This is a genomic window from Algoriphagus persicinus (genome assembly GCF_035156415.1).
Lineage (GTDB): Bacteria > Bacteroidota > Bacteroidia > Cytophagales > Cyclobacteriaceae > Algoriphagus > Algoriphagus persicinus.
Genome location: NZ_JAYEEY010000004.1, coordinates 180,409 through 194,560, shown reverse-complemented (window position 1 = coordinate 194,560; position 14,152 = coordinate 180,409). Strand labels below are relative to the sequence as shown.

The 14,152-nt window shown below is 40.3% G+C and carries 7 protein-coding genes; 5 read left to right on the top strand and 2 right to left on the bottom strand.

Translation table 11 applies throughout. From position 1 onward, the window contains the following. The first annotated feature begins 499 nt into the window (after positions 1–499). Positions 500–4,489 carry a two-component regulator propeller domain-containing protein gene (locus tag U3A58_RS05090; RefSeq protein WP_323822314.1) on the top strand — a complete coding sequence of 1,330 codons (3,990 nt, stop codon included), beginning with the start codon at positions 500–502 and terminating at the stop codon, positions 4,487–4,489. A 56-nt stretch (positions 4,490–4,545) separates the two neighbouring features. Here the strand turns inward: U3A58_RS05090 and U3A58_RS05085 are convergent, their stop codons facing one another. Beyond that, complete coding sequence (locus U3A58_RS05085; RefSeq protein ID WP_323822313.1) at positions 4,546–6,483, bottom strand: tetratricopeptide repeat-containing sensor histidine kinase; 1,938 nt, start codon at positions 6,481–6,483, stop codon at positions 4,546–4,548. An 857-nt stretch (positions 6,484–7,340) separates the two neighbouring features. On the opposite strand from U3A58_RS05085, the gene U3A58_RS05080 reads away from it, so the two are divergent. From U3A58_RS05080 to U3A58_RS05070, 3 genes are all read left to right on the top strand, one after another. Beyond that, positions 7,341–8,030 (top strand): head GIN domain-containing protein, encoded by a 690-nt coding sequence (locus U3A58_RS05080; RefSeq protein ID WP_323822312.1) that lies wholly within the window; start codon positions 7,341–7,343, stop codon positions 8,028–8,030. A 119-nt stretch (positions 8,031–8,149) separates the two neighbouring features. Then, entirely contained in the window at positions 8,150–10,576 is a 2,427-nt protein-coding gene (locus tag U3A58_RS05075) for an ABC transporter permease (protein ID WP_323822311.1), read from the top strand. 252 nt (positions 10,577–10,828) lie between these two features. Beyond that, a complete protein-coding gene (locus U3A58_RS05070; RefSeq protein WP_323822310.1) occupies positions 10,829–11,524 on the top strand; it encodes a head GIN domain-containing protein in 696 nt (231 codons plus the stop codon). Between the two features lie 168 nt (positions 11,525–11,692). On the opposite strand, the gene U3A58_RS05065 is transcribed toward U3A58_RS05070, so the two are convergent. After that, positions 11,693–12,679: a bestrophin family protein gene (locus U3A58_RS05065; protein ID WP_323822309.1), complete on the bottom strand. Its 987-nt coding sequence runs from the start codon at positions 12,677–12,679 to the stop codon at positions 11,693–11,695. Positions 12,680–13,066: 387 nt separating this feature from the next. Between U3A58_RS05065 and U3A58_RS05060 the strand changes: the two genes are divergently transcribed. Next, positions 13,067–13,996, top strand: a complete 930-nt coding sequence (locus U3A58_RS05060; RefSeq protein ID WP_323822308.1) for a DUF4097 family beta strand repeat-containing protein — start codon at positions 13,067–13,069, stop codon at positions 13,994–13,996. Positions 13,997–14,152: the final 156 nt, after the last annotated feature.

The following is a 14,152-nucleotide window of genomic DNA, read 5'->3' as shown; positions in this document are numbered from 1 at the left end:
ATGACCCTGTTTTCCGAACCAGCTATTAAACCAGGTAATACACTTGCATCTCTGATTGTGAAGTTCCACTTCATAAAAGGTTTCTTAGGGATGGGAACAAATTAAATAGCCCCATTGCATGTAAAGGAACCAAAGCTAAAGTAAATGGAACAATAGCTAAGGTTGCTCCTAGGGATCATTTATATCTTAGTTTCTCATAAACATAGATAGATTCAATAATAACTGAAAGCTATTGCCGTCTATCCGGCAATAGTTTTTTTTATATGCGTGAATGATTCATTAAAGTTTTATGACTGATAAGAAGTAGTTGTTGTGTTTAAAAATGTATTCAATGGTATTGAGTTACCTTGAAATCACGTTAAATTACTGTTAGATTTTTTTTCATTATATGAAGCGTTCAAAGTTTTTGCTCTTTTTTTTAGGGTTAGTTATTTTACCATTTTTTGGCAATAGTCAGGAGGTAACTATTACTAAAATTCCCTTTCCTTTGGATCATTTTATGACCAATATAGTAGGGATGTGCCAAGATGAAATGGGGTTTATTTGGCTTGCTGACAACTACAATGGACTGATCCGATACGATGGTACCAATAAGGTAAATTTTAAATCCAACCCCAACGATTCCAATTCCCTTTTCACCAATCGATTGGAGACGGTTATTTCCGGCAATGATGGCGTCATTTGGATAGGTAGTTTTGAGGAGGGGTTAGACCGTTTTGATCTTGCAACAGAAACATTCACCCATTTCCATCATGACCCTGCGGATCCTTCTAGTTTATCAAGTAATAGTATCACTTCTCTATTAGAGGATAAATCAGGGACTTTGTGGGTGGGGACAATTTCGGGTTTGGACACGCTTAATCGGGCGACTGGGACCTTTGTATCCATAGTCGATCAGTCAGCAGCTGGTCAATTACTTAGCAAAGCCGCCATAAGAACCATTTATGAAGATCAAGAAGGTATTATTTGGGTAGGCTGTGGGAATTTCTTTGGCGATAATCCAAAATCACCGAATGATGGCTTAATACAGATTAATATAAAAAGCGGGGAAATCAATCACTTTGTGCATAATCCAAAAGATCCAACTTCATTGATAGACAATCGAATTAGGGCAATTTTCGAAGATTCTCATGGGAATTTTTGGGTAGGAAGTGCTGGAGATGGATTGCATTTGATGGATAGAGCTACTGGTTCTTTTCGCAGGTTTGAGTATGATCCGGCAAATCCAGAGCGACTAAGCCGTCCTCCGGTCAATCTTCAAGCTGAGTTTGCCGTAGATCATATCACATTTATTAATGAGGATGTGGAGGGATTTCTTTGGATAGGCACGTATGCGGGAGGAATCAATCGCTATAATCCAGAAAATCAGCGTGTAGAATTTTTTGGTAAATCAACCAATCCAGCCTATAATCTAGACAAAAATGATTTTTGGACCATGTTGAAGACTGAGGACAACCTACTATGGCTAGCAGGCTGGGAGCCAAAAACAGAAAACCAAGTGCTCTATCAACTGGCTACTTTTCCCAATCAATTGGACTACATCACCCTAAACAGAAGACCAATTACTTTCGAAGAAGACTTGGAGGAAGGTGTTTGGATTGGGACAGAGCGCGGCTTAGTAGGATATCAATTAAATGGGAAAAACGAGAGTTTTTTTGCCTTTGTCCAAAATAGGATTGGAGAAAATTATATTACCGATTTGAGCTTTGACAGTCCAGATTATTTATGGGTAGCCACTTTGAGAGGGCTGTATCATTTTGATAGATTGTCGAGAAGCGTTGTCCATTATTTACCTGATGAGAGAAATTCAAACAGCCTCTCTTCTAATGCAGTGGTCAAAGTATATCCGGATTTACTTGGCAAAGTCTGGATCGGAACTGCTGAGGGACTGGATGTGCTTAACACCCAGACTGGGCAGTTTACCCATTTCATCCATGTGGCTATTGATTCTAACAGTTTGGTTTCCAATGTAATCACAGCAATTCATAAAGATACAAATGGAAATATGTGGATCGGAACGGATAAGGGGCTTAGCTTTTACGACCAATCAATTGGGATTTTCCAGAGTAAGTTGATTCAAAATAGTGCAGCGGTCAATAATATTTTTGAGGATAGCAGAAAACGACTTTGGGTAAGTGCGTATCGTTCTGGTCTCTTTTTTTCAGATGACCAGGGAAAAAGTTTTTCTCTTTATTCTGATTCTACGGGGTTGATTACGGATGGCATTTTTGTCAAAGGAATAGTGGAAGATCAAAATGGATTAATATGGTTGAATACAGATATTGGATTTATTCAATTGAATACAGATACTGGTAATGCGGTATTGTTTGGCAATAGCTGGAAGAAGACTAAGGAGAATAGTTATAATTCCTTACAGACTTATATATCTAGTCGCCGTGAAATATTTGCAGGAGATCCCAATGGCTTTTATCATTTTTCTACTCTGGATTTACAAAAGGATTATTTAGACGCACCCCGAATATATTGGAGAAAATTCTTCCTGGGCAATCGAGAGGTCATTCCAAGAAATAACAAATTTCTACCGCTACCTCTTTCTCAAACCGAAAAAATTACACTTCCCTACCACCAAAATTCCTTTGCATTTGAAGTTGGTGATATTGATTTCGTGACTGCACAAAATGAAAAGAATATCCTTTACAAACTTGAAGACTATGATTGGAAGTGGGGGAAAGTCAATTCTAATAATATGATCATATACTACAATTTGCCTCCAGGCGACTATGTCCTACGAGTGAAATCAGCTAATCGCTTTGGTGTTTTGGGGGAGAAAGCGATTTCAATTCAAATTTTGCAGCCATGGTATTTCCACTGGTGGGCTTTGATTCTTTTTACATTACTTTTTGTAGCAATTTTGTACACAATCTATGATTTTTTACTTGACAGAAAGCTGGAACAAGCCGAAGTAAATCGGCTCCAGGAATTGAACTTGGTGAAATCACGTTTTTATACCAATCTGACCCACGAGTTTCGAACTCCATTGACTGTAATTTCCGGCATAGCAGATCAGGTTCTTGAGAACCCTCAGCAGTGGCTGAAAGAGGGTCTCCCAATGATCAAGCGAAATAGCCTTCTGATGCAGGGTTTAATAAATCAAATGCTGGATTTGGCAAAACTGGATTCAGGAGCTATGCCGGTCAAAATGGTTCAGAATAATATCATCAGCTATATAACTTACCTCGCGGATTCATTCCATTCTTTTGCCGAATCCAAAGACATTCGCCTGCATCTGCTGACCAATAGTGATGAATTGATTATGGATTTTGACCCTGAAAAAACTGCATCAATTTTTTCAAATTTGGTAGGTAATGCCATCAAGTTTACGCCGATAGGTGGGGATGTTTATATTCATATTGATCTTGCAGATTCTCAATCAGGCGAAAAGTTTTTAAATCTGAAAATTAGAGATAATGGGAAGGGGATTTCTAACGCTACTTTGCCCTATATTTTTGACCGTTTCTATCAAGTAGATAATTCTTCTAGGGGGCAAAACGAAGGAACTGGAATTGGTTTGTCACTGACCAAAGAACTGGTAACTCTTTTAGGAGGATGTATTTCGGTGAATAGCCAGGAAGGAAAAGGAACGGAATTCTTAGTAACGCTTCCTGTCCGCCATGAGGCTCCTATGGGAATTCCTAAAGAATGGACTCCCCAAACCCACTTAATTGAAGAAAATAATGGAGTGTCTTCAATCTTGCCATTTTCGACTTCTGCGGGAGAACTTCCACTTGCGTTGCTAATAGATGATAATGAAGATGTTTTGAAGTACTTGGTAAGTTGCCTACAAAGTCAATATGGAATTCAAATGGCAAGAAATGGTATCGAAGGTATAAAAATGGCCATTGAGCTGATTCCTGATATCATCATCAGTGATGTGGTGATGCCAGAAAAAAATGGATACGAAGTGGTGGAAATTCTTAAAAATGATGAACGAACAAGTCATATTCCCATAATTTTGTTGACAGCCAAAGCAGGATTTGCTTCCAGACTGGAAGGTTTGGAACGCGGTGCCGACGCTTACTTAGCCAAACCCTTTGATAAGAAAGAACTGTATCTTCGTTTACGAAAATTGATTGAGCTTAGACAACACTTAAACAAAAGGTATGATAAACTTGACCCCATAGAATCTCCCAATTCAGAAACTGAAACGCAGGAAGATGTTTTCCTAAAAAAACTCAGGTTGATCGTAGAGACCAATATAGATGATGATGAATTTGGTATTACCAAGCTTTGTAGGGAAATGGGGATAAGCAGAACCCAAATGCCTCGGAAACTCAAGGCCTTGACTGCCAAGTCAACGTCACAAATCATCCGTACCATCCGAATGCAGCATGCAAAGAAACTACTTCAAAATCCAGAATTGCATATATCCGAAATTGGATATGCTGTAGGCTATGGCAATCCCAGTCATTTTACGCAAGAATTTTCCAAAGAATTTGGCGTAGCGCCAAGTCATTTCCGGAAGAAATAAAACATCTAATTTCCAATAGGCCACATGTTGGCATTCTAATATTTTCTAGTATTTCTTTAAAGATCCACTCGAAAAGTCGTACTTTTCCCAGCCTCACTACTTACACTGATAGTGGCGCCTATGCTGTCTGCAAAGTCTTTGCAGAGCATCAATCCGATTGCGGTTCCTTGTTCGCCGTTAGTACCTGCTGATGAGTACTGCTTTTTGTTGAAAAGGCTATCTATCTGAGCCTGGCTCATGCCAATGCCACTGTCTCTAATCAGGAAGGACTTGGGATACTGAAAATCCATTTCTACGGTGATGACTCCGCCGTCTGGGGTGAACTTGATGGAGTTGGAAAGGATATTTCGAATGATAAAATTAAGTCTTTCCCGATCGGTTGTGATTGTCAACTCAGCAGGGATATGATTTTCTAGTTGCAGGTGTTTCTGATCAAGTTGCTTGGCAAATAAACTTTGGTTTTCTGAAATGAGCGCTGACAGGGCTATCTCAGTGTTTTCCACCTGCTCCGAACTCATTTGTGTTCTGGCCCACTTGAGCAGGTTGGAGAGAAGTATGGAGGAGGTTCTCGTATTACTGGCAATATTGGAGAGAATAAAATCCATCTCCTCCTGACTGAGTTCACCTGCTTGCCAGAGATCAAGGGAGTTGTTGAGCGAGGCAAAAGGAGTGCGCAGATCGTGGGAGATGATGGAGAAAAGCTTATCGCGGAATTTGTTCGCTTTCTTCAGGGCAAGGTTGGTGCTTTCCAAGTCCGTTGCTTGCTGCTGTATCTGCTGATTTTGAGATTGTACTTTCGCATTAAATCGCTCAAGTTCGCTATGAGCTGTACGGAGTTTTTGGTTAATTACCCGTTGATGCCAAGCCAGAGCAAGCAAGAGTATTCCCACTATTATCGCTAAGATTAGCAGTTCATTTTTTCGCTGAATTACCAATTCTGAAAGCTCTCCAACTTTGATGAGCTGTTGATTTTCCAGTTCCTTCTTTTCGCTTTCGTATTGGACGCCCAACTCTTCACGGATTTTCTGTCTGGTTTTATTGAAAACGGAATCATTGCTGGCTTGCTTCACCTGTAAGTATTCATAGGCATTTTTAAAGTCCTGAGATAAAGCTGAGAGGTTAGCCATTCTACTTGCAGCTAATGCGATCTGATAGTAAGAGTCTGTGTCTTCAGCAATCTCATAAGCCTGCCTTGCATATTCCATGGCAGTAGATATGGAATTATTATCTCTGTAATAATCTGACATCGTTCCAAGAGAAGATAGCCTTCCTTCGGTATCATTTAAGTCCTCCGCATATTCCAATGACTTTGTCAGCATTTGGATTCCTTTTGTCTTCTCTCCTGATTTATAATACACCTCACCGAGTTGAAGAAGGGTATTGATAAGCCCACGCTTGTCCAGTAGTTTTTCTTTGATAATTTTAGATTTCTCTAAATAATCCTTTGTCTTTTTGAAGTCATCGTCCCCCTCAAATGACAACCATCTATCTAGGTGATAGCTTCCTAGATTATTATAAAGGAGGCTCATGGCTCGCTCGTGATTAAGTTTTTGAGCTAATTTTAGGGATTCACTATACTGTATAGCTGCTTTTTCAGGATTATTTAGTCTATAATAGATATTGCCAAGGTTCATCGTGGACTCTATCATTCCCACGCTGTCCTGGATAGCTTCTCTGATATCCAGCGCCTCGAAATGCGTACTTAATGCCTGCTCAAAATCGGCTTTGATAAGATAAGAAACGCCTATAATATTCAGAGAATTGGCTTCCATCTTTTGGTTACCTGATTTTTGGGAGATTTTCTTTGCTTCACTGGCAAATAGAATAGCCGAGTCCTGATCAAAAGTATAGTACAGCTTGCTAAGATTATATAGACTGGAAGCCTTGATAGAATCATTGTCTGTCTGCTCCGAAATCATTTTCAGACTATCTATTTGGGAATGCTGTACCGGTAATGAAAAAGTTAAAATCCAAACCAATAAGTATGGAATCATAAAGCAGTTTTAGATGAGTATTTAATTCTTGGGTAGTGATCAGGATGATTAGGTAAATATGCGTTTGATTGCTTATAAATCAAAAGACTGAGCACTCCCTTCATGTAAAAATTCCACTAAATTTTGTAAGATAAAATCGAGCATGTCGTAGGCGACACACAGAGGATTGATTATCAACCTGCGAGATTCTCCCGATCCGCCGCGGCGGATCGGGACAGGCTATCCCGTTTCCTTCGTCTCGGGACAGGTTATGGCCTTTGAAAAACAATTACAATCACATGAAATACCCATGATCCCGTACCTTCGGGAACACACAGGGGGATGATTATATTCCAGCATACACCGCAACAGCAGATATGCTTTTTCTTAGGGCGCGTAAGGCTGTTGCAGCAGCGAGCCAGGCGGCTGGCCTGCGGGGTGAAGCTTTGCTGGCGTATTGACTTTCCCACCCGCAATCTGGCCTCTCCCTAAAAATGTCCACCGGACATTTTATTCACGCTCCATCCCCATTGCGTCAAGGCAAAAGAACAAAAGAAATTGAACATGACGCAAGCGATACTTAAGAGAACGATTATTAAATCCTTTAGGTGTTTTTTCGAATTCCGCAGACGTTTAACTAAGAAATCTAAATTATAATCATATGAATTTACCCGATTACTGTGGTAATGATTTTTACTGAGTGCTTTTTGGAGAAAATAAGCAAAGCTCTCAGCTTTTAAAAATGTTCGCCTGCGCACAAAACTCCTCTTGCTCGGACAGTTCAACTCAGTGAAATACTGTTAATTATGCTTTGAGAGCACCATTTGCCATTGGCACAATCTCTGAAAAGTATGCATTAGAACAAAACGAAATCCATTATGAATATCTCAAAGATAACCTCACTAGTCCTATTTCTATTTTTCTTAGGGCTCTCAGCGCAAGCTCAAACAGAAACCCGAACTCCTGGGGATTTCACTGCAATAGAATCTGGCGGAAGCTGGAATGTGTACATCACCATTGGTTCTAAAGATGAAGTTAGGCTAGAGTCCAAAGGTTTTGATCTGAAGAAAGTTATCACCGAAGTGAGAAATGGAAAGCTTGAGATCAAACTGGAAAAAGGGAATCATCGAAATGTCAATTTTGATGCTTACGTAACTGTGCGGGAATTAGAAAGTATAGGTTCTGGTGGTTCTGGAAATATGACTCTGGAATCAAATATTAACTCCGACAAATTTAATATTGGACAATCTGGAAGCGGAAATGTAAGGGTGATGATGCTCAACGTCGGGTCATTGAATGTAGGAATGAGCGGCTCTGGACATATGTATGTAGAAGGAGGAAGTGCAGATACTGCTAATATTGGCCAGTCTGGCTCAGGAGATTTCGACGGATTGGAATTGATGGCTAAGTCAGTAAAAATCGGTAAATCCGGTTCGGGTAACACATCTATTGGCGCAAGCGAAAACCTCACCGTGGGATCGTCTGGATCTGGGAATGTGTACTACAAAGGCAATCCGGAAAACAAAAAAATAGCAAGCTCCGGCTCAAGTAAGGTGATAAGAAAGTAGCAAGTATTAGGTATCAAAACTGAAGAATCAAGTGATTAGAGCCAAGAATCAAGATTTTGACTTCACCACTTTATTACCCTACAACTATACCACTCTATAATTTTTCAATCCGTCAAATCATGCTCAAAAACTACTTTAAAATACTCCTGCGAAATACACGAAAAAACCCACTCTACATGTTTATCAACGTGTTTGGACTAGCGGTGGGAATGGCTGTTAGTATTTTGATATTCCTATTTGTACAGCATGAGCTGAGCTACGATAAGTACCATGCAAATTCCGATCGGATATACAGAGTTTCCCGAGCTTGGTTCAATCCAGACGGGGAGATCAGCTTGCACCTAGGACATGCCGCTCCACCTTTTGGGCCTTTGATCCAATCTGATTTTAGCGAAGACGTAGAAGCAGTAGGGAGATTTTTCCACTATGATCCTTTGGTGAAATATGAGGATAATGCATTTGAAGAGGAGAACTTTTACTTCGTTGACCCAGAGGTTTTTGACATTTTCTCATTTAAGATGATTGAGGGCGAGTCTAGGGAAGCACTGGCTAATTCAGACGGACTGATCATCACCGAATCCATGTCCCATAAGTATTTCGGGGAAGAGAATCCCATAGGCAAGGAATTGGATTTATACATCGCTGGGCAAGAGGCTACTTTTCAGGTTCGCGGACTAATGGAAGATATGCCTGATAATTCTCATTTCCATGCCGAATTTCTAGCTTCCATGGCTCCAGTTATAGATTTTTATGGGGGGCAGGATGCATTTATGAGCAATTATGGAGGCAATAACTTCTCCACCTATGTAATGCTCAATGAAGGAGTAGATTACGAAGCATTTGAAGCAAGACTTCCAGAACTCATAGATAGGCACATGGGCGAATATCAGTCGGGAATACCTGCCTCAAAAGGTACAAAGCTCTTTATGTGGCCGATGACAGATGTGCATTTGTATTCAAATCTGGACTCTGAGATGGAGGCTAATGGCAATATTGATTATGTCTATGTCTATTTGGCTGTCGCACTATTTATATTGCTTATTGCCTGTATCAACTTTATGAATTTATCCACTGCCAGATCCTCTATGAGATCTATGGAAGTTGGCTTGCGCAAAGTCATGGGTGCAGATAAGAGTAGGCTCATTAGACAATTCATGGGGGAATCATTTATGATGACGACGATTTCGATGATTTTCGCTCTGATTTTGGTCTATCTGTTTTTACCTACATTTTCCAATTTCACTGGAAAAGAATTTAGTCTAAACTTCATACAAAATCCTGAATATGTGCTGGGATTAGTCACCTTGGTACTGATCGTAGGTTTAGTATCGGGAAGCTATCCTGCATTATTCCTTTCAGGTTTTTCACCTGCCAAAGTACTCAAGGGGGCTTTCAAAGCTGGGAAAGGACATGAGAAGTTCCGCTCCGTTTTGGTTGTTGGACAATTTGCGATTTCTGTAGTGCTGATCGTAGCAGTGTTGGTGGTTGTTCGTCAACTGGATTTCATGCAGAGCAAGGATTTAGGATTCGAGAAAGAAGATATCGTCGTGCTTCCTTCCAGCCCAGCCATTCAAGAAAATTTCCTGCTCATCAAGGACAGATTGGAAAGACATCAAGGGATCAATGCCGTCAGCGTTTCCAGTCGAGTACCATCTGGCAGACTCTTGGATTCTCAGGGAAGTACGGCCGAAGTCAGTGGGGAGATGACACAGCTTGATGTGCGAATTGCAGATGTTCATGTGGCCCATAATTTTCTAAGTACCTATGGAATTCCTATAGTTGCAGGTAGAGATTTTGATTACAAGCTGGCAAGTGATTCTACAGAGGCTTTTATTCTAAATGAAGCTGCCATCAGAGAGATCGGCTGGACAAGTCCAGAAGAGGCGATAGGTAAAAAATTCCATTATGGAGGGAAAAGGGGCTTTGTAACTGGAGTGATGAAAAACTTTCATTTTGAATCATTACATCAGCCGATAGTACCCATTGTTTTTATGATTTCTCAGGGTAGAAATAATCGGATCAGCTTAAAGATCAACGCTGACAATAAGGAACAAACATTGGCGTATTTGCAGGAGGAATGGGCAGCGCTTAGGCCTGATTTTCCATTTGAGCCCTTATTTGTAGATGAGGGATTCAACAGACAATATGAAGCAGAAGAGCGGGTGAAAACCATTTTCACCTTCTTCTCTGGATTGGCTGTGATCATCTCTATTCTGGGATTATTTGGTCTAACTACATTTGCGACGCAGCAGCGAACCCGTGAAATAGGCATCAGAAAGGTGATGGGAGCGGAAACCGCAAATATTCTGTTTTTGTTGGGTAAGGATTTTCTGAAGTTGGTCCTGATTGGGTTCATTATCGCTATACCCATTTCCTGGTTTGGGATGTCTAGCTGGCTTGAGGACTTCGCTTATAAAATCGACATCAGTTGGACAGTATTCTTATGGGCGGGATTGATCGCTGGAGTAATAGCAGGTATTACTGTGATGTCACAGTCTCTGAAAGCTGCTTGGGCCGATCCTGTGAAAAGTATAAAGACAGAGTAGTTTAGAAACAAGAAACAAGAAACAAGAACCAAGAGTAGAGAGCCGAAAGTCGAGAACGCAGATTAGAGAGGGAAGAATCCAGATGCAGGATCTGAGAGTTGAGGAGCAGCTGTAACCTTTTCAGAGAAAACTGCATCTGATAAGGGAGAGCTTAATTATCCTTCAAAAGTTAATGCCTCAGGGTCTTTTCAACTTGATGACTAAGTAATTTTCCATTTTTAAAATCTTACAATCTATAAACACTGTGTAAAAATGAAAATCTATACAAAATTAGTTACTGCAGTATTCTTGCTTTTTGTAATGAATGCCTGCGTCCATGCGCAATCTTCCGAAACAAGAACTCCCGGACATTTCACTAAAGTACACTCCGGCGGTAGCTGGGAAGTTATACTCAAAGAAGGGAGTAAAGAAGAAGTCAGGATCGAAGCAAAAGGCGTGGACCTGAGCAAAGTCAAAACGGAGATTGATGGAGACGTGCTAAATGTAGGCTTGGTGAGAGGAAGTTATAATAATGTCAAATTGAAATTCTTCATCACCTACAAGGAGCTTGAAGGCGTGAAATGCTCAGGTTCTGGTACATTAGAGGTGACTTCCCCGGTGAGATCAGAAGCATTTTATGCTGGACTTTCGGGTTCTGGCGACATCATAATGGATAAGCTGGAAGCACAGGAGTTGTCAGTTTCTATTTCTGGTTCTGCTGATCTTAAGATCAAAGGTGGCTCCGTGGATCAAGCTGAAATCAAGCAGTCTGGATCCGGTGATTTTCATGGAGAAAATCTAGCAATAGGCGAATTGGAAGTAAGCAAGTCAGGTTCTGGAGATACCCATGTAGGTGATTTGGGAAAGGTATCTGTGAGTGCTTCAGGGTCTGGAGATGTGATTTACGCTGGTTCTCCACAATTAGGTAATATCAGGACTTCGGGATCAAGTAGTATCAGAAGGCGGTAAACCAAAATAAGTTGAATCAAATCCCATAAGTAGCGATGTTTATGGGATTTTTTTTCTTAAAGTATTCATGTAGTTCCCGCAGACCTGACTGCCGCTAGGCAGGTTGACACCGAAACGGACGCGGATTTCTGCAGATGATTTTAAATCAAGATAATTACTTTTAATCCCCTACATCAAAAATCCATTTTCGACAGCATAAGGTTTTGGGATATTTTCTTCTTCCAGCATTTCTAGCAGATCAATTTCAATGGCTCTTGAAATAGATGAAATTGGCACATCGTTATAACCACCTTCAAATGGATTCTCTGAATAATCTCCTATTCTATCCACTACGAAAAATGTCCAGATAATAATCGCGGAAAATGGGATGGTCAACCAGTAATGCAAGGCTCGCGACTGCTCAAAGATATCCAATAAACCGAAGGGAATCAACCCACAAAATATATAGGTGATCCATAAACCTGTGGATGCATATTGCCTTGGAAATGGGAAGTTTTTGATTCTTTCGCTCATTCCTTGATGGGTATATAGGTTGCCGAGCAACTGATGAAGCCAAACATGCTTGTAATCACTGAGATACCCCTGCTCTTTTAAGTCTCCAATTTCCTTGCATTGGATTTTAAGTAGTTGCGAAGGAATATTAGAAAGGTTTTTCAAATTCGATAGTTCCTCTTCAGAGAGGTATTTTTCGATTTCATCAAAGATGCCATCGTTATATTCTTTGATGAAATTTGGGATGAAATTCAGCTTATTTACCGGTAGGTTATGTTCCCAAGTTTTTTCAATTCTCATCACATGCTTGAGTGCCAAAAGCCAGGCGAGGTGTCTGTGGATTATGTTTCGCTTGCTTTCAAAGGGCATCTCTTTACTTGGTAGGCTGAGAATTCCCGTTGCAAATGTTCTGCTTTCATTGACTATTGATCCCCAGATTTTTCGGGCTTCCCAAGTTCGATCATAGGAACTGTTGTTTTTGAAACCTAAAAAGAAGGCTACGGCTACGCCAATTACAGATATTGGTTGCCAGGGTAGTGAAAAGGGAATGGAAGTGAGCTCGTATAATACGATGATGACAAAGGAATACAGTACACCATAAATCAATGAATATTTGGACCAGCGAATTGTCATCCAAAAACTGTAATAGCGTTTTACGTACATAAAAATATTTTTTTGCAATTAAACTACATAAAATTGTTAAAAATCCACTGCTTAAAGTGCTGGTTATGTTCTAAAAAGTATAAGATTCTTACAAATCGGTTTGTGTTTTTGCATCCAAAAGTTTGATGTCTTGAAACTTTAAGCTGTATTCATCTGTAGATAAATTAAGTCTCCAGAACTTGAACCAAACACGTTTCAGATCAAGACACAGCTCACTAGTTCAAGCCAGCAGACTTGAATCAATTTGCCCGAGAACGAACAAAACTGTCCGAGATAGACGGCTGATAACTCAAAAATGTCTATTTCCAGCGAAATCATTAACTTTTTGTAGTGGCATACTAATGGGAATAGACTTACTGTCAACTGTAAATTTTTATCCCAACGCTCATGAAACTCTTAAAATTTCCCTCAACTTTCTTACTGCTAGTTTTCGTTTTGCAATCCTCTGTTTTTGCAACTGACTTTAAAGCAGATCCTTATCTCACCAAGAAGTTTAGACTTAATGGTGAAGGTAACCTTAAGGTAGAAACTTCAGGCTCTTCCATAGCCGTTACTGGCGCAAGTGGAAGCCAAGTAATCGTCGATATGTATGTGAAGCTGAATGGACGGGAAATCGAAATGGAGGATGCGGAGGTAGAGCGGGAATTGGATAATTATAACCTGGACATTAGCCAATCGGGAAACACCATTTCTGTAAGTGTGAAAAAGAAAAATAATAGTGGTCGAAGTAAATTGAGTCTTTCATTTAGGATTCAAGTACCAACGGAAATGTCTTCTAGATTCCAATCCAGCGGTGGATCGATTTCAGTGGATGCACTGAACGGAGAGCAGGAAATAGCGACAAGCGGGGGAAGTATCCAAGTTTTAAATAGCAGAGGCTATGTAAATACACACAGTTCCGGGGGCTCCTTTAAACTTGAAAACTTCGAGGGGAACGTTGATGTGCAAACCAGTGGAGGTTCTATAAAAGTCAACCAGCTCACAGGTGATTTGAAAGTGAATACTTCAGGTGGTAGCGTGAATTTATCAGAAATCAATGGTAGCATTTTGGCAACTACGAGTGGAGGATCTATCAGAGCTCAGCTTTCAAATGTGGAGAAAGAACTTACCATGAAGAGCAGTGGAGGAAGCATCACGGCGGTAGTTCCAGAGGGATTGGGGCTGGATCTTGATCTTAGTGGAGGTAGGGTGAATTCCAAACTTTCCAATTTCAGCGGAGAAGTGAAAAAGGATAGAATTCTGGGTAAAATCAATGGAGGAGGAATTCCTGTAACTATGCAAAGCTCAGGCGGAAGTATAAATCTGGAATTTGATTGAAATAGCAGGTCTAGAAGTCAGCAGTTATTTACAAGTATCAAGACAGAAGATATTAGACATTAGCACCAAGATCCTAGAATCAAGAGAGAGTAAAAGATTGACTTAGTGTAAATTTTGGAGGCCAGTTCATTAGAGAGCTATAGGATGTCAAAAGAG